The following is a 17,112-nucleotide window of genomic DNA, read 5'->3' on the forward strand; positions in this document are numbered from 1 at the left end:
TTTATTAATTTTAGGTATATTCATATGTACCAGATTTGCCACCAGATTTATACAATAATTTGACGTCTTCAATAATAGCTCCTCTCTCAACAGCTTTTATCATATCATAAATAGTTAATGCCGCTAAATTAACTGCTACCAATGCCTCCATCTCTACCCCTGTTTTAAAATTAGTCTTTACTTGAGAAAATATTAAAATCCCGTTATCTTTAATCTCAAAATCTATATTAATTTGATTAATTGGTATTGGATGCGTTAATGGAATTAGCTCCCACGTTCTCTTTGCAGCCAAAATCCCAGCAACTCTCGAAGTAGAAAATATATCGCCTTTTGGAATACTTTGATCCTTAATCATATTAAGAGTTTTTTCAGACAATCTAATAAAGGCTTGAGCTTTAGCCTCTCTTACGGTATCGATCTTTTCTCCTATATCTACCATATGAGCCTTTCCTTTATCATCTAAATGAGTAAACACTTTACCCTCCAATAGCAGACATATTTCTGTGATAAATTTCTCTTGCTTTTTGAATATATGGATGACCCTTTGGTTTAAATGACAAAGTTTCTAAAATAAATTTTTTTATTTCATCATCAGTTAAATTTGATCTAAGTCTCTCTTTCAAATTATACTCAACATCAGAAAACAAACAAAGCCTTATCATCCCATCTGATGTAATCCTTATTCTATTACATTTTGCACAAAAGTGTTTGCTAAGCGGTGAAATAAAGCCTATAGTACCTTTTGAGTTTTTAAGCTTGTAATATTCTGCTGGTCCATTTCCAAAAGGGCCTTTAGTACTTTCAAGTTTAAAAAATTTTGATATATTGTCTTTTATTTCTTCACAGCTTATAAACTTATCTTTTTGATCATTATCCCCAATGGGCATAATTTCAATAAATCTTACGTGTATCTCTTTATCTATCGTAAGATTTGCAAGAGCAATCAGATCATCTTGATCGTTGATGCCTTTCATAACAACTACATTTAACTTTACAGGATTAAAACCTACCGCAATAGCTTTTTCTATCCCCTCTAAAACGTCTATAAGAGTACCTTTCCTGGTAATATTTGCAAATCTTTCACAATTTAAGGTATCAAGGCTAATATTTAATCTTCTTAGCCCTGATTTAAACAAATCTTCAGCATATATCTTTAAAAGAGAGCCATTAGTGGTAAGAGACACGTCATCCAGGCCAATTTTTGTTATCTTTCCAACAAGCTCAACTATGTTTTTTCTTACCAAAGGTTCGCCACCTGTTAATCTTATTTTTTTTATACCAAGTTCCTTTAAAATTTTTATAATCCTAACAATTTCCTCAAAACTTAAAATTTCTTTATGCGGAATGAAATTTACCCCTTCTTCAGGCATACAATAAACGCATCTATAATTGCACCTATCAGTAACTGAAATTCTAGCATAATCTATATTTCTTCCATATAAATCCGTCAACTTTATACCTCCCTTATTTTACCCGTATCAGAAAAATCATAACCGCTAAAATTTAAATTCTTATCAATGAAGGATTTGCTCTTTATCAAATCGATCAAAGCTAAAATTTTTGGATCGCTTAAGTTATCTTTACAAATACAAAGTTCAAAATTTTCTTTTTTCCAGGGAATAAAATCTAACCCCAAAAAATCAGCAATATATTGAATGCCAAATGCAACATCTGCAACTGAACTAAGAATACTCGTAGCTGCAGCATAATGCGTAAAAACTTCATTCTCATATCCCAAAATTTGCGACGGTTTAATCCCCAACTTACTCATTTCAAAATCCAAAAGCACTCTTGTACCAGCACCCTTTTGTCTATTAACTATTCTTAGACCTTTTGACACTATATCTTCAAGACAATTTACATTGAAAGGATTCCCCTTTTTTACCATCATACCCTGTTGTCTATATGCCAACATTAATAATATTGTATCACCCTTATCAAAATATTTTAATATATATGGAATATTATATTCCTCAGTCTCGCTATCAAATAAATGAGTTGCTGCAACGTGGCAAAGTCCATCTTTTAAAGAAACTATGCCAGACAAACTTCCTGAAGGTGAAGAAACAATCCTTAATTTAAAGTCTTTGTACAATTTTGACGAGATATAAGGCAAAAGTGGATCATTGCTGCCTAATACTACGATTGAATTTTCACTAAGGTCTTCTTTCTTCCAAAATATAAAATCAAAACTTTCTTGTTCGCTGCTTCCCTGTATACCCTTTTCCAAGATACAAATACCGTCAGCATACAATAAAGAAGAAACCGAACTAGAAGACCTGGTCAAAGGATAAAAATACATTTTACTTTTAACCTTTGCTACCTGTCCTCGTATTCTCTCTTCCTCTCCAGAACTTGAGGTTAAAGGTTTGTAAATACTTACAGGGAATTTTTTAGTGAATTCTACTTTCCCACTCATCATGTTTAAAACTGGTTTAACAAAATAATCCAAAACAACTGCACATGCAGCAGAATAGCCTGGTAGACCAATAAAAATTGATTTATTAATAGAACCAAGTATAACTGGTTTTCCAGGCCTTAGATAAACACCGTGTGCAAGTAGCTTGCCATTTTTTTCTAAAATACTAGCTGTATAATCGTCTCTACCAAACGAAGATCCGCCTATCATTAATATTAAATCAAATTCAGAATATTTGTTTAAATATTCTTGTAAAACCTCAATATTGTCTGGCAATATAGGTGTTTCTTCTACTAAAGCTTTATTTTCCTTAAGAAAATAAGATATTGCAGGTCCATTAAAATTAAAATACATGTTTTTATCTATATTTTCGTAACTATCTGTAATTTCATCGCCTGTTGCAATTATTACAGCCTTAGGTTTTTTATTTACGCTTACAACATCATTCCCAGTAGCCAGAAGTGACATAATTTCAAAAGTAGAAATCTCTTGCCCCTCATAAACAACTATCTCTCCCGGATTAAAATCCTCTCCTATAAGTCTTATATTTTCTCCAGGATGCATAGCTTCAAATATAGTAATAGATCCGTCTGAGTTTTGTTTAGTTTTTTCTACCATTACCACACAATCAAACGGATATGGAACATAATCGCCTGTATCAACTTCAATAAACTCATTTTTATTAACCTTAAGCGGAGAATGAACGCTCGCCTCTTTTGTAGATTTTGCAATAAGTGCATACCCATCCATAGCAGAAGACTGAAAGTTCGGGCATGCAATTTTAGCCGTAATATTCTTACTCGCAATTCTACCACCTGCATTTGCTGTTTTTATCTCTTCAGAACCAATAGGACTTTTGTTTATAAATTTAACCTCGTTTAGCAAGAGTTCAAGAGCATCTTTAGGATCCATAAGCTTTCTATAAAGTTTTCTGGCCATATTAACACCCCTCAAAGATTTATAAATAATGACTCTAAAAAGAGTTTCTTAATTCAATCCCAAAGATATATTTCTACTTCTTCACCTTCTAAAATAATTTCTCTATCTTCAGGAATTTTAATAATAAACTCTGATTTAGCTGCCAAAGAAATATAATCAGATTTACTTAACAAAGGAATTATAAGATTATCTTTTCTATAGCCCATAATCAAATCAACTCTACCAGGAATAGAAAAAACAGGATCGCCTAAAATTCCTTTATTAGATTTTGGATAGTAATTCTTATCTCCACCAAGTTTTTTTAAAACTGGAATTCCTACAAGATTAAGGTGAATCATTACAGGCAATGGATGACCAGGAAAACCTATAATTGGAATATTATTCCTTTTGCCAAGTAAAAGTGGTTTTCCTGGTTTTACAAGAAAACCGTGATAAATAACTTCTCCAAAATTTTTTATTACTTCTTCAATATAATCTCTTTCACCAACCGAACTACCCCCAGAAATAAAAATACAATCACAGTTTTCTATTGCGTATTCAAACTTTTCTTCAAGATCTTTTTTACTATCCTTTACAACACCCAAGAAAAACGCCTCAGCATATTTTCCTATCCCATTAGCAATTAATGGTCCATTAGCGTCGTATATTTTAGTAACTGATATTTTTTCCTTATAAGAAATTATTTCATCACCTGTAGATATTATTGCTACTCTTGGTTTTCTATAAACTTTTATTGTTTCAAATCCTGCCGCAGCCAAAAGTGCACTATCCCTAAAATTAATCCTCTTTCCTTTGTTTACAAGAACACTTCCTTCCTTAAAATCTTCACCTTTTTTTAATACGTTTTCAAAATAAGAAATTGGTTTATATATTTCAACAAAGTCTCCAGAAATTTTCGCATTCTCTATCATTACAACACCATCAGAATTATCTGGAAGTGAACTACCAGTAGCAACCCTTACACACCCACCCTTCTTAACTTCTATAGGCGGGTCATTTACTTTTTGTTCACCTTGAAGTTTTAGCAATACGGGAGTATTTTCACTTGAACCAAAAGTTTCTTCTGAAAAAACCGCAAAACCATCAACACTTGACCTATTTGACATTGGCAAAGAAAACTTTGAAAACACATCTTCAAAAGAAACTCTATTATTCAGTTCAAAAACATTTATTTCTTCATAAACCTCAATGGGTAAAAAAAGTTCACAAAAACTTAAAGCTTTTTGATATGATGACAGTTTTAGAAATTTAATCATATTTTCTACAACTTCCTATACATTCTTTGGCACTATAGAAATGAAATGAAATAAGGGTTATTTTTTTGTTCACGTTTCAAAGAAGTTGATGGACCATGACCAGGTAGCACAATATAATCAGCTTCTATTTCAGATAATCTTCTTAAAGTTTTCTTCATAGAATCCTTATCTCCACCAGGCAAATCCATTCTACCAATTGAATCTTTAAAAAGTGTGTCTCCTGTAAACATATAGTTTCCTATTATATAAATAACCGATCCAGGAGTATGACCAGGAGTTTCTAGTATTGTTATATCATGATTGTCTAACTTGATTATACCTTCTTGAATATAAAGGTCAGCTTTAACACTGTAAGAAATTCCAAACTGCCTTGAAAGGTTAAGTTCAGGATTCTCAATAATCTCTTTTTCATTAATAGATGCAATAATTTTAGGATCAAATTTTTCTTTTAGCATATTTACTGCCATAATGTGGTCTGCATGCCCGTGAGTCAAAAGAATCCACTTTAATTTCCCACCATCAAATTCTTTTAAAATCTTTTCGCCTTCGTCACCAGGATCAATAAGAGCTATGCTTTTGTCATCAAACTCAATAATATAACAGTTTGCACCAATAAACCCTACCATGAGAGCTTTAATTTTCATCATTAACACCTCAATTTCAATCTTAACGTGTAAGCTTTAATACTTTCTTTTGTATGGCTATTATCTTTTCTATCCCACTATAAGCAATATAAAGTATCTCGTTCAACTTCTCTTTGGAAAATGGTTTTTTCTCAGCAGTTCCTTGAATTTCTATAATTTCTCTGTTTTCGTTAGCAATTATATTAAGATCTACATCAGCAATCACGTCTTCTTCAAAGTTTGGGTCTAATATAACTTCATCGTTTAAAACTGCAACAGAAACAGCTGCTACATAATATTTTAGTGGACTAGTTTTTATTAACCCATATTCTTTTAATTTTCTTAATGCAAGTACAAGAGCAACAAAACCACCTGTTATACTAGCACATCTTGTACCTGCATCAGCTTGAATTACTTCTGCATCTATATATATTGTCCTTTCGCCAAGAAGACTTAGATCTACAGCGCTTCTTAGTGATCTGCCTATTATCCTTTGAATTTCTTGATTTCTGCCAGAAATTTTACCAGAAGTGCTCTCTCTAACATTTCTATCTTGTGTAGCTCGAGGTATCATACTATACTCACTAGTAATCCATCCGCTGCCAGAACCTTTTAAAAAAGGTGGAACTTTATCCTCGACAGAAGCATTACAAATAACTTTAGTATTACCAAAAGAGATCAAAACACTCCCTTCAGGATAGATTAAAAAATCCTTAATAATTTCAATATGTCTTAATTCATCATTTTTTCTTGACTTATCAAGTCTAATTTTTAAACACTCCTCTCGAATTTTACTTTTCTAATTTATCTAGCGATTTGTAGTATTCCTTTTTTATAGTTTTTTCAGTTAATTTAGCATAAATATTTGTAGTATTAATATTTTCGTGACCCAAAATTTCTTGAATATACTTTAATTCTACTCCTTGATTGAGCAAGAAGGTCGCTAAAGAGTGCCTAAGTTGGTGAGGTGTAATACTTTTTCCAGTTTGAGTTTTCCATGTATTAGACACAATATATCTAATCATTCTTTCACTAATTCTACTCTTTAGTCTTGAAATAAAAAGATACCTACATTTTGTTTTTAGCTTTAGTCTCTCAGTAATATATTGTTTCAAAAAATTTTTTGTAAAATTTGTAAAAAAGACAACTCTCTCTTTGTTTCCCTTTCCAATTACCCTAATTTCATTTCTATCAAGATTAATATCTTCTAGCTTTATATTTTTTAATTCACTTATTCTTATACCTGTATTAAACAACAAAAGAATAATAAGAGAGTTTCTAAAACTGTAAAAATTACTGGATGTAAAATTCTTGTTAATTACATCAGCTACATCAGAATAATTTAAATACTTTGGAAGTATTCTATCCTTTTTTGGATTTTTTAAGGTTAAAGATAATTTGTTATTTATAACGTTAAACTTATAAAGATAATTTAAAAATGACTTAACTGCAGAAATTTTTCTTGAAACAGAACTTTTTTTTAATAATTTTGAATTTTGATCTTCTATCAGCCAATCATAAGTTAACTTTGTTATTTCAAGTTCATTTAAATTATTTTTTGAATTTTTTAAAAATTCAAACCAGCTAATAAGGTCACTTCTATATGCTCTAATAGTATTATTAGAGCATAGCTTACTAAACTGTAAATAATCTAAAAAATCTAAAATCTGATCTTTATTTATTTTCATAGTCGTATTTGAAATCAGAAAGATATTTATTTAAGTCATGTAAAGACCTCTTTACATATTCTTCGTATCTTCTTTTCTTGTCCATCTTCTTTAAAATGGGTGGCAATAAACCAAATGATACGTTCATTGGAGCAGGCTTTTCAACTGAAACACTAATAATATGATTTATCAAAGAACCTAAAACTGTTGTTTTTGGTAAGACGAGATGAGGTTTTCCTTGAATTTTCAGATGTAAATTTATTGCAGCCAATAATCCTGTTGCAATCGCCTCAACATAACCTTCTGTTCCAGTAATCTGCCCTGCAAAAAACAGATTGTTAAACTTTTTTGACTCTAAACTTTCTTTAATTAACGAGGAAGGGTTAAAATAAATATTTTTATGCATTACTCCGTATCTTACAAATTCTGCATTCTTTAGGGCAGGAATAAGCCTAAATATTTTATCTTGTTCTTTAAAAGGGAGTCTGGTTTGAAATCCAACCATATTAAATAAAGTTTTATCTTTATTTTCAGGTCTAAGCTGAACTACACAATAGGGTTCTTTATTTGTTTTAGGATCTTTTAACCCCCTTGGCTTTAATGGACCATACAAAAGAGTATCTCTACCTCTTCTAGCCAATTCTTCTATTGGCAAGCAACCTTCAAAATATCTTTCTTCATCAGGAAAATGACTTCTTATACTGTCTGCTTTTATAAGTTCTTCATAAAAGAAATCATATTCTTTCTCTGACATGGGACAGTTTAAATATGCGCTATCTCCTTTATTATACCTGTTTGCCCAGAATGCAAAATTTAAATCGATAGAATCATACTTTATAATAGGTGATGTAGCATCATAAAAGTACAAGTCTTTACTACCCAAAAATTTTTGAAAATATTTAAACAAATTTTCAGATGTTAAAGGTCCAGTTGCTACTATAGTAAAAGTGTTTTCCGGAATCTCTCTCACTTCTTCCCTAATAACATTAACATTGGGATAAGAGAGTATCTTATTAGTAACATGCCTGGAAAACTCTTCTCTATCAACTGCAAGTGCTTGCCCAGCTTCTACTGAGGAAACTTCAGCTAATCTTATAAGGTTAGATCCTAAGATTTTAATCTCTTCTTTAAGCAAGCCTGAAGCCGAGAAAATATTTTTATTCCCTAATGAATTACTGCATACAAGTTCCGCAAATAGATCCGTTTTGTGAACAGGAGTTTTGACTTTCGGTCTCATTTCATAAACGTTAATCAAATATCCTTTTTCTAGCAAAAAAAGAGCTGCTTCGCTTCCTGCTAAACCTGCGCCTATTATATTAATTCTATCTCTCTCTTTGTTAAAATACATTTTCTATTCTTTTATAGGTTCTTCAACCTTAAGGTTTTCGCTAATACCCGGTAGTTTGAAACTATAAAAATCACAATCCTTATTCACACACTTATAATATGGTTTGCCTTTTTTACTAAAAGTCCTAATTAATTGACCACCACACTTTGGACACCTTTGTTCAACCTTCTTTCCATAAGGAAGAGTCCCCTTACATTCTGGGTATCTTGAGCAAGCTAAAAACTTTCCAAATTTGCTTCTCTTCTCAACCATTTTGCTGCCACATATTGGGCATTCAACATCTGATTCTTTAACATCAATTTCGTTTTTCTTCAAACTTTCTTCATTGCTATTTTGTTCACTATTAGAAGAGTCCTCAAAGGGTAATTTGCCTTTACACTCTGGATATCTTGAGCAAGAGTAAAATCTGCCAAATTTACTAATTCTTAGTTTCATATCAGAACCACATATTGGGCATTTTTTCTCTGAAGCCAAAGAGCTAAGAACTTCACTTGAAGTTTCTTCAAAATTATGAAGACTCATTTCAAACGGTTGATAAAAATTCTTAAGAAGTTTTACCCTATCCTCTTCATTAAAAACTTTATCTAGGTCGCTTTCCATTTTTGCAGTAAATTCATAATCCACAATGTTAGGAAAGTATTTAATTAATATATCTGTTACTTCTTCACCAATTTTTGTAGGAATTAAAATTTTCCCCTCCTTTCTAACATAATTTCTCTCTTGAAGAGTGATGATAGTAGGTGCATATGTAGAAGGCCTACCAATACCAAGCTCTTCTAATCTTTTTACAAGAGTAGCCTCAGTATATCTAGGAGGTGGGGAAAGAAATCCTTCAATTTTATCAATAGAAATTATTTCATAAAGCTTTCCCTCTGTTAATTTAGGAAAAACTTCATCATTTTCTTCAGTTTCTTTTTCTTCGTCCCACAAAACCATATATCCAGGGAATTTTAAATTTAAAAACCTGGCGAAAAAATTATAATTTTTGGCTTCACCTTTAATCTCAAGAGAATCATAGATTGCGTTTGCCATCTGGCTTGCCATAAATCTTTTCCAGATGAGATCGTATAAAAGATAATATTCTTTACCAAGATACTGCTTTATTTCGTCCGGCAATCTAAAAACCGAAGTGGGTCTTATAGCTTCATGTGCTTCCTGACTGCCTTTATTCTTTTTTGGATAATATTTTTTATAAAAGTCTTCTCCGAATAATTTTATAATTAACTCCTTTGCACTTTCTTGTGCTTCAAGAGAAACGTTGAAAGAATCTGTTCTCATATATGTAATTAATCCTGTGCTTCCTTCAGGACCAATTTGAAGACCTTCGTATAATGATTGAGCTAATTTCATTGTTTTCTTCAAGCTAAAACCGTGTTTTTTTTGCGCCTCTTGCTGAAGAGTGCTAGTGATAAAAGGAAAGGGGGAACTTTTTTTCTTTTCTTTTGTTTCTAAACTTTTTATAGCAAGTTTTGCTCCATCTAATCTTTTAAGAACTTCCTCAGCTTCATTTTCATCAAAAAATTTTACAGGATTATATTTTTTATCACATAACTTCAATGTAAACTCTTTGTTGTTGTCATCTAAACATTTGATCTGAAAGGTATAATATTTTTTTATTTCAAAATTTCTTATTTCTCTTTCTCTCTCAACTACCATCCTTAGCGCAACTGATTGGACTCTGCCTGCAGAAAGCCCTCTTTGAAGAGTTTTCCAGAGGAACGGAGATATCTTGTATCCTATTATTCTATCTAAAATCCTTCTTGCCTTTTGTGCTTCAATAAGTTTTGTATCTAAATCTCTTGGCTGCTTCATTGCTTCTTTTACAGCCTTTTCAGTAATTTCATTGAAATAAACTCTTTTGTATTGACCATCCTTTAAATTGAGGACTTCTTTTAAATGCCATGCTATTGCCTCGCCCTCCCTATCAGGATCTGGAGCAAGGTAAACTATTTTTGCATCCTTCACCTCTTTTCTTAAATCCTCAATAAGTTTACTTTTCTCTTTCATAATTCTGAAAGTCGGTTCAAAATTGTTATCTATATCAATACCAAGTCTCGTTTTTGGCAAGTCGCGAACATGACCCTTCGATGCTAAAATCTTTAAAGACTTGCCAAGAATCTTAGAAAGAGTTTTTGTTTTTGATGGAGACTCAACAATCATTACTTTCTTCTTACTTTCAGACATCAAAACCTCCCATTTTGCGGCAGTGAAAAAACTAAGATTTTAGAATCAGGACTCAAGCCATCAAGATAAATTGTCGGAAGTGGTTTTTTATTAATTAGTTTAATAAAGCTTGATTCATCTAATTTCTCTGGGGGAACATAATATAACTCTGATATAGTTGAAGATCTTTCTTCAAGTGCTTTTTTTTCTTTTACATCAAGAATAAATACATGGCTATATCCATAATACCCAAGAGGAACCAAGTGCAATCCCATTTGATTTAGAAGCATATAGGAATCACTATCCATTTTTCTTGTAGCTTCTATATTTATTACACCCAGCAAAAAAGCATTTTTTGGTACAGATTGAAGGTAGTTAACCAGGGCAGCATTTTCTTGATGATGAAAAGATGTATCGAAATTGCCTTGACTAATTATTTTGCCATTATTTGGATCTATAGCAATCAAGAAGTAGCCTAGATTTTTAGGGAAATATTTTTTTCCATCAATTTCAATATAGCTTCCACTTTTAAGACCATAACTTACAAGCTTTACTTCACATCTCAACTTATCTTTAAAAGGATAGATACCTGGTCCGAAAATAACATTATAACCAAAATTTTCTAAAAATTCTCTTGCCTGAGTAAACTTTATATTATTTGGTAAATATGGTATTACACCTTTTTCGATGGCATCTTTTAATGTTCCATCAAAAACCTTTTTCACATTTTCATTGGGTTGTAAATTATCAGAAACAAACAACCCAATTTCTTTAATTCCACTTATGTGTTCACTAGAAATAAAGTCAGCTAAATCCTGAATCGTCTCAAATTTTTTTTTGCTTGTAAGAATCAAATCTTTAATTTTACTTAAAGATGATTGTTCACCAAGAACAACTACCATTCCATTCCCCAATCTCAAACTTAAAGTGCTTTCCTGTGAATAGGCAGCTGTTTTAAGAAAGACAAAGTTGAGTATAAATACAAAAACAAAAAAATAAAAAATAAGACTAACAACTCTATTAGGAGAAAAGCCTTTTATAAATTTCATTAGCAACCTCATTTTTATCCTTTTTAAAATCTTCTTCAAATAAAACTCTTCTTATATTACCATCTTTTTCTATAAAAGCAGAAATTTTAAAAGATTTGTTTTTAATAGGACAAACATAACAGCCAAAGGGAATTTGACACCCACCACCAATCAGCTTTAAAACCCTTCTTTCGATATCTGTTGAAATTCTTGTATTAAAATCATCTAAAAATTTTATAATTTTGGCAAACCTATTGAAATCCTTTCTCCTTCCTTGAATAGCAAGAGCACCCTGTGCTACGGCAGGAACAAAGGTAAACGGATCAAGAGTAATGTAATTTCTTTTTATTCCAAGCCTATTTAAAGCAGCTTTTGCCATTATAAGATAATCACAGAAACCTTCATCAAGTTTTTTTAATCTAGTATCAATATTTCCTCTTATATCCTTAATTTCTTTAAATGTAAAGAAATTATTTAAAAGAGATATCCTTCTTAGACTGCTAGTTGCAAATACTGAGTTTGGACTAATATCATCTAAATTTTCAATACTTAATTCTTTTCTTGGTACAATCACATCAGATGGATCTTCTCTTACAGGAACAGCGAAAATTTCTAGTTCGCTTACAGCTTCTGCAGGCATGTCTTTCATACTGTGTACAGCTAAATCTATATCTTTATTCAAGAGTGCCTCTTCAATTTCTTTAACAAACAATCCTCTTTCAGGAGCTTCGTGTAGTGCAACCATAAGTTTATCGCCTGTAGTTTTAATGATCTTTATTTCTATTTTAATTGTACTATCAAATTTGTTAATAAATTCGGCTACATATCTTGCCTGAGTAAGAGCGAGTTTACTTCCGCGAGTACCAATTACGATTCTTTCGATCAAATGAGTTCTCCTTTACCTAAAATTGTGGAAGGTAATAGTAAAATAACTAAGAAAAATTGATAGAAAAGTTAAAATTGTAGAAATCAAGACCAACAAGGAAAGTTTTTCTGTCATCACTCTAGTTTTTTTTCTTACTATTATATATATTAAAAACATTAACCATAATACAACATTAAACACATTGTTTGGATCAATCAAATAGAAACCATTATATATTTCTTTTAATATTAAAAAACCAAGAAATATTGAAACGGTTAAAAAACCAAATCCTAAAGAAATAAAAGTCAAAATCTTTTTATCAAGCTCTGGCAGCGAAGGCAAAAGTTTTATAAAGGGTCCAAATCTTTTATGTTTCACCCTCCATCTTTCGTAAAAGAAAAAGAAAGAAAGTATAAAAGAAGATAAAAATAAAGTTTGAGCAATAGATGCAAAAATATAATGATAAAATAAAAGGATATGAGGGAAATTTTTATTATAAATGTTTGTAGCAATAATTATTTGTGAAAATTCGAATATTTCTGAGTGAATAAGAAAAAATAAAGAAAATAAAATAACAAATAGAGCAATAATTCTCCAACTTTCTTTAAAATTAAAGTATATAAAAACAAGCAACAAAAAAGTACTAATTAATTTTTCGTAAATGAAAATATTAATATAAAAAAACTGTAAACTCAAAAACAATCTTATAATATAAACCCCTAAATCAAAAAAACAAAGCAAAGCCAAAAATATAGAAAAATATATATTGATTTTATTTTTTTTGAAAACATTTAAAATAGAGAAAAAAATAGACAGAACAATTAAGTCGATAGCTACTAAAATCATTTTGACTCCTTGTGTTTACCAAAATCTGGCAATAGTGAATCAGAATTTAAATTAAATAAAAGTTCCGTTATATTAATTATATTTTCTAAATTCTTATCATTGATGTGTCGTTTTAATTGGACAGTTGGATTGTGTAATATTTTTTTTACTATAGCCTTAGTCATAGCATCTATTTGTTCAATTTCTTTCTCTGAGAGCTTTCCTTCTAACTTAGAAAGAGTTTTTTCTACTTCAGCCTTTCTAATTTTTTCTGCACCTATTCTAATTCTTGAAATAGTAGGAATAATTTTATTAAGATAGCACCAGTGATTAAATAATTTTAACTCTTCTTCAATTATTTCTTCTACTCTAGGTACTTCTTTCAATCTTTTATTTCTATTTTTTTCGACAACTTTAGTTAAATCGTCAATATTGTACAAAAAAACGTTTTCTAAGTTATTAACTTTTGGATCTATGTCTCTCGGAATAGCAATGTCAATCATAAATAAAGATTCAGCTCTTTTGCTTGTACTTTTTTTAACTAAATCAAAAGGAAAGATGTAATCACAAGAACCAGTAGAAGAAAGTACAATATCAACTTCGTTTAATATTTCAAATCTTTTTTCGAAATCTAAAAATTTACCGTTAAATTCATTAGAAATTTCAATTCCTTTTTCCTTACTCCTATTGCTAATAAATATATTTGAAACACCATGATTCTTTAAAGTTTTTAAAAAAAGTTTAGACATTTTGCCCGCGCCAACTACCAAAATTTTCTTTTTTTCTATGGATCCAAAAATTGAATTAGCAAGTTCAATAGCAACAGTTGCAACGCTTAAGTTGCCCTTTCCTATTTGAGTTTCTGTTCTTACTCTTTTTCCAACTCTTATAGCTTGAGAAATCAAATGATTTAATATCAAACCGCTAAACTTATTTGTGCTCGCAACTTCCTGAGCATCTTTAATTTGAGAAAGAATTTGACTTTCTCCTACTACTAAAGAGTCAAGACTGGAGGCTACAATAAACAAATGCTTAGCAACTTGAATATCTTCAAAATAATAAGTAAATTTTCTCATAGACTCTTTGGGAATATTCGCAATATATGAAAAAAATTCTATTATATCTTTTTTGGGATTCACACATATAACTTCAGTTCTATTGCATGTAGAAATAATAATTGCTTCATCAGGTTCAACAATAGAAAAAAGAGTTTTTAAACCTGAAATTAAACTATTGTAACTTGGAAAAGAGATTTTTTCCCTGATATCTACTGTTGCGCTCTTATAGTTAAGGCCCAACAATTTTAATTGCAATTTTCAATCATCGCCTTAATTTCAGACAGGCTTTTCCCTCTTCGAAAATATTTAAAAGCTTTACGCGAACAATTAAGTAATATTTTTTCTTTTTCTTCCGGAAGATAATTTCTATTTTTAATATCTTCTCTTAAAGATTCTAAATATTTAATAATGCTATCAAAATTTGAATTAAAATCCTTCTCAAATTCTTCCCTAAAAACTCTTGATAATGATGGTGCTTTACCAAATGTAGAAAAAGCAATCAAAAAATTTTCGTAGGATATTATAGATGGCACTATAAAGGCACAAAGTTCAGGATCATCTACTACATTCACAAGTTTATTATTTCTTCTTGATTCTAAAGAGATCAATTTATTCACATCCCTTTTATTTGTCGCTGCAATTATTATGTCAAATTTTAGGGTGTCACCATTTTCAAAACATTTTTTTAAATAAACAAAGTTATTCTTTTTAATTTCTTTCTCCATCTCAGAACATATTTCAGGAGCAATAATAGTTATATTTGTGGAGAATTTTTTGAATAACAAAACTTTTCTATATGCCACCTTTCCTCCACCAATAACTAATATAGCTTTATCATCTAAATTTACTAAAAATGGAAAGTACATCTTATTCTATTTCTTCCAGTCATAAACTACCATATTGGATGGAATCTTAAAGTAATCGTCAGAAACAGGGAATCCCCAAACCAAATCAGTTATCGTAATATGAGTAGTCCCTTTAGAAGAAGTTAAATCTGCTTTTCTTACATAATGAGTCCATTTACCCACCCATACTGTAAGTTCTTTCCCTTCAATCTTTTTCTGCATTTCATAGCAAGTTTCGCCTTCAACTTCCTCTTCACCAATTTTTTTAAAACTATCATCTTTCATTACTTGTTCACCATAAGTAGGAAGTATGAAAAACTCATTAAGTTCTTTTGTATACTTTGGGAATTTGTCTGCTTCAAATCTTATAGCCCTTTGTAAAACTGGTAACATAAAGTATACTGATCTATCCTTGCTAAGTGCAAGAATTTGAGTTTGTTGACCTAAAAATAAAGGACCATTAAAACTAATGAGGATTTTCCCAGGCTTAAGATAAATGTCTGCAGATTTTGCTTTTTTGTATTTAAACGAGTCAAAATTAATTTTAAAAGTCATATCAGGTACATCTTCAAGTTTACTAAACACATCAGGAGCATTTTGTTCTGTTTTTGAACTCTCTTCCACCTTTGTACCCTTTTCTGCAAAAGCAAGGTTGGCAGAAATTAATAAACTTAAAAACAAAAGCAAAATAACCAAGAACCTCATAAGTTGATAACCTCCAGAATAGTTTACTTTAACAAAATTTTATCAGATAAATAACCACTGTATATTGACCACAAAAGAGCCTTTTCACTATGTAATCTGTTGTGGGCCTGTTTAAAAACCCTCGATCTTTCTCCCTCTAAAACATCTTCACTAACCTCAAGCCCCCTATAAGCCGGCAAACAGTGTAAAAATATAGCATCTTCTCTTGCATGAGAAAAAAGTTCTTTGTCAACAATATACTTTTTAAAGTCATTAATTCTTTTTTCCTTTTCTGCTTCCTGACCCATGCTAATCCAGGTATCAGTATATACAACAGAAGCTCCTTTTACAGATAAAACAGGATCGTTAGTAAACTTGATAAAATCAAAATTACTATACTTTTCCTTAAATTCTTTTTCAAGTTCATACCCTTCTGGAGTAGCTATAGTCAATTCAAAGCCAATTATGCTAGCAGCTTCCACTAAAGACCTGGCTACGTTGTTGCCATCCCCAACATAAGCCCACTTTAAATTCAAAGTTCTAAACTCTTGATAGACTGTTAGCAGATCTGCAAGTATTTGTACAGGATGATTATAATCAGTTAAAGCGTTAATAATTGGTATGGTCGAATAATTTGCTAACTCTATTAAAGAATCATGGCTGTAAAGTCTTGCAACTATCCCGTGAACATAACCACTTAGCACTCTGGCAGTATCCTTTATAGGTTCACCCCTTCCTATTTGGAGTTCATCCTTGCCAAGAAAGATAGTGCTTCCACCAAGGTCTCTAATAGCAACCTCAAAAGAGACTCTTGTTCTAGTTGAATGCTTTAAAAAAATTAAAGCAATGATTTTTTGTTTTAAAACATCACCAAGCAAAAATCTATTTGTAGAGAGCTTATCTGAAAGTTTTATAATCTCTTTTAATGAGTGATTGTCAAAAACTGTCAAATCTAAGAAGGATTTCTTATTCATCTTTGCACCTCTTTTTGATATTTTGCACAAGTTGTTTGTGATTCCCAAACAGTAATAGAGTTAACATTCAATCCTCTATAATTTTCTAAAAATTTTTCAAATTCATCAAATATATACTTTGATAAATTTTCTGAAGTGGGGCTAAATGGAACAACGTCATTTAAAAGTTTATGATCAAAAGTATCTAAAATCTCTTTTAACTTCTTTTTTATAATTCTAAAATCAATCAACATTCCAAATTCATCAAGCGAATTACCAGAAATTTCAACGCTTACTTTAAAGGTATGCCCATGAAGAGGCTCAAATTCAATTTCCCCATTACGGGTTAAAAAATGAGCAGAAGAAAAGCTATCTTCAACTATAAGAGTATACATCTATGTTTTCTCCATTTCACTTAATATTCTTAACAGCATACATT

Annotated in this window: 17 protein-coding genes; all 17 read right to left on the bottom strand. The window is 30.7% G+C overall.

What is annotated here, in order from left to right:
• Positions 1–10: 10 nt before the first annotated feature.
• Genes moaC through queD form a run of 17 tightly spaced genes read right to left on the bottom strand, consistent with a single transcriptional unit; the run spans position 11 to position 17,068 of the window.
• The gene (gene moaC, locus THENA_RS04900) at positions 11–475 is read right to left on the bottom strand and encodes a cyclic pyranopterin monophosphate synthase MoaC (protein ID WP_013756313.1); all 465 of its coding nucleotides are present in this window, start codon (positions 473–475) and stop codon (positions 11–13) included.
• 1 nt (position 476) lies between these two features.
• Positions 477–1,451, bottom strand: a complete 975-nt coding sequence (moaA, locus tag THENA_RS04905; protein ID WP_013756314.1) for a GTP 3',8-cyclase MoaA — start codon at positions 1,449–1,451, stop codon at positions 477–479.
• A gap of 2 nt (positions 1,452–1,453) precedes the next feature.
• On the bottom strand, positions 1,454–3,358 hold the full coding sequence (locus THENA_RS04910) for a molybdopterin biosynthesis protein (RefSeq protein WP_013756315.1): 1,905 nt from the start codon (positions 3,356–3,358) through the stop codon (positions 1,454–1,456).
• 53 nt (positions 3,359–3,411) lie between these two features.
• Positions 3,412–4,614 (bottom strand): molybdopterin molybdotransferase MoeA, encoded by a 1,203-nt coding sequence (locus THENA_RS04915; protein WP_013756316.1) that lies wholly within the window; start codon positions 4,612–4,614, stop codon positions 3,412–3,414.
• A 32-nt stretch (positions 4,615–4,646) separates the two neighbouring features.
• Complete coding sequence (locus THENA_RS04920; protein WP_013756317.1) at positions 4,647–5,261, bottom strand: MBL fold metallo-hydrolase; 615 nt, start codon at positions 5,259–5,261, stop codon at positions 4,647–4,649.
• Between the two features lie 19 nt (positions 5,262–5,280).
• Positions 5,281–6,006: a ribonuclease PH gene (rph, locus tag THENA_RS04925; RefSeq protein ID WP_013756318.1), complete on the bottom strand. Its 726-nt coding sequence runs from the start codon at positions 6,004–6,006 to the stop codon at positions 5,281–5,283.
• A gap of 22 nt (positions 6,007–6,028) precedes the next feature.
• On the bottom strand, positions 6,029–6,925 hold the full coding sequence (locus THENA_RS04930; RefSeq protein ID WP_013756319.1) for a tyrosine-type recombinase/integrase: 897 nt from the start codon (positions 6,923–6,925) through the stop codon (positions 6,029–6,031).
• A complete protein-coding gene (gene trmFO, locus THENA_RS04935) occupies positions 6,912–8,252 on the bottom strand; it encodes a methylenetetrahydrofolate--tRNA-(uracil(54)-C(5))-methyltransferase (FADH(2)-oxidizing) TrmFO (RefSeq protein WP_013756320.1) in 1,341 nt (446 codons plus the stop codon). Before trmFO ends, THENA_RS04930 begins: the two co-directional genes overlap by 14 nt.
• A gap of 3 nt (positions 8,253–8,255) precedes the next feature.
• The gene (topA, locus tag THENA_RS04940; protein ID WP_013756321.1) at positions 8,256–10,436 is read right to left on the bottom strand and encodes a type I DNA topoisomerase; all 2,181 of its coding nucleotides are present in this window, start codon (positions 10,434–10,436) and stop codon (positions 8,256–8,258) included.
• The gene (locus THENA_RS04945) at positions 10,436–11,464 is read right to left on the bottom strand and encodes an interleukin-like EMT inducer domain-containing protein (protein WP_013756322.1); all 1,029 of its coding nucleotides are present in this window, start codon (positions 11,462–11,464) and stop codon (positions 10,436–10,438) included. Before THENA_RS04945 ends, topA begins: the two co-directional genes overlap by 1 nt.
• Positions 11,436–12,329: a hydroxymethylbilane synthase gene (gene hemC / locus THENA_RS04950; RefSeq protein ID WP_013756323.1), complete on the bottom strand. Its 894-nt coding sequence runs from the start codon at positions 12,327–12,329 to the stop codon at positions 11,436–11,438. Before hemC ends, THENA_RS04945 begins: the two co-directional genes overlap by 29 nt.
• Positions 12,330–12,341: 12 nt before the next feature.
• Positions 12,342–13,154 carry a cytochrome c biogenesis protein CcsA gene (gene ccsA, locus THENA_RS04955; protein ID WP_013756324.1) on the bottom strand — a complete coding sequence of 271 codons (813 nt, stop codon included), beginning with the start codon at positions 13,152–13,154 and terminating at the stop codon, positions 12,342–12,344.
• Complete coding sequence (hemA, locus tag THENA_RS04960) at positions 13,151–14,446, bottom strand: glutamyl-tRNA reductase (protein WP_013756325.1); 1,296 nt, start codon at positions 14,444–14,446, stop codon at positions 13,151–13,153. Before hemA ends, ccsA begins: the two co-directional genes overlap by 4 nt.
• Positions 14,437–15,057 (bottom strand): precorrin-2 dehydrogenase/sirohydrochlorin ferrochelatase family protein, encoded by a 621-nt coding sequence (locus THENA_RS04965; RefSeq protein ID WP_013756326.1) that lies wholly within the window; start codon positions 15,055–15,057, stop codon positions 14,437–14,439. The genes hemA and THENA_RS04965 overlap by 10 nt, the downstream gene beginning before the upstream one ends.
• A gap of 6 nt (positions 15,058–15,063) precedes the next feature.
• The gene (locus THENA_RS04970; protein WP_013756327.1) at positions 15,064–15,741 is read right to left on the bottom strand and encodes a hypothetical protein; all 678 of its coding nucleotides are present in this window, start codon (positions 15,739–15,741) and stop codon (positions 15,064–15,066) included.
• 23 nt (positions 15,742–15,764) lie between these two features.
• The gene (argF, locus tag THENA_RS04975) at positions 15,765–16,694 is read right to left on the bottom strand and encodes an ornithine carbamoyltransferase (protein WP_013756328.1); all 930 of its coding nucleotides are present in this window, start codon (positions 16,692–16,694) and stop codon (positions 15,765–15,767) included.
• Entirely contained in the window at positions 16,691–17,068 is a 378-nt protein-coding gene (gene queD, locus THENA_RS04980) for a 6-carboxytetrahydropterin synthase QueD (protein WP_013756329.1), read from the bottom strand. Before queD ends, argF begins: the two co-directional genes overlap by 4 nt.
• Between the last annotated feature and the right edge of the window lie 44 nt (positions 17,069–17,112).

The organism is Thermodesulfobium narugense DSM 14796, from assembly GCF_000212395.1.
GTDB lineage: Bacteria > Thermodesulfobiota > Thermodesulfobiia > Thermodesulfobiales > Thermodesulfobiaceae > Thermodesulfobium > Thermodesulfobium narugense.

What these genes read in the sequence shown, in the direction of transcription:
- THENA_RS04970 (WP_013756327.1), bottom strand. Translation starts at nt 15,741, where the DNA reads ATGAGGTTCTTGGTTATTTTGCTTTTGTTTTTAAGTTTATTAATTTCT.
- argF (WP_013756328.1), bottom strand. Translation starts at nt 16,694, where the DNA reads ATGAATAAGAAATCCTTCTTAGATTTGACAGTTTTTGACAATCACTCA.
- trmFO (WP_013756320.1), bottom strand. Translation starts at nt 8,252, where the DNA reads ATGTATTTTAACAAAGAGAGAGATAGAATTAATATAATAGGCGCAGGT.
- THENA_RS04965 (WP_013756326.1), bottom strand. Translation starts at nt 15,057, where the DNA reads ATGTACTTTCCATTTTTAGTAAATTTAGATGATAAAGCTATATTAGTT.
- THENA_RS04920 (WP_013756317.1), bottom strand. Translation starts at nt 5,261, where the DNA reads ATGATGAAAATTAAAGCTCTCATGGTAGGGTTTATTGGTGCAAACTGT.
- topA (WP_013756321.1), bottom strand. Translation starts at nt 10,436, where the DNA reads ATGTCTGAAAGTAAGAAGAAAGTAATGATTGTTGAGTCTCCATCAAAA.
- THENA_RS04945 (WP_013756322.1), bottom strand. Translation starts at nt 11,464, where the DNA reads ATGAAATTTATAAAAGGCTTTTCTCCTAATAGAGTTGTTAGTCTTATT.
- THENA_RS04915 (WP_013756316.1), bottom strand. Translation starts at nt 4,614, where the DNA reads ATGATTAAATTTCTAAAACTGTCATCATATCAAAAAGCTTTAAGTTTT.
- ccsA (WP_013756324.1), bottom strand. Translation starts at nt 13,154, where the DNA reads ATGATTTTAGTAGCTATCGACTTAATTGTTCTGTCTATTTTTTTCTCT.
- THENA_RS04910 (WP_013756315.1), bottom strand. Translation starts at nt 3,358, where the DNA reads ATGGCCAGAAAACTTTATAGAAAGCTTATGGATCCTAAAGATGCTCTT.
- queD (WP_013756329.1), bottom strand. Translation starts at nt 17,068, where the DNA reads ATGTATACTCTTATAGTTGAAGATAGCTTTTCTTCTGCTCATTTTTTA.
- THENA_RS04930 (WP_013756319.1), bottom strand. Translation starts at nt 6,925, where the DNA reads ATGAAAATAAATAAAGATCAGATTTTAGATTTTTTAGATTATTTACAG.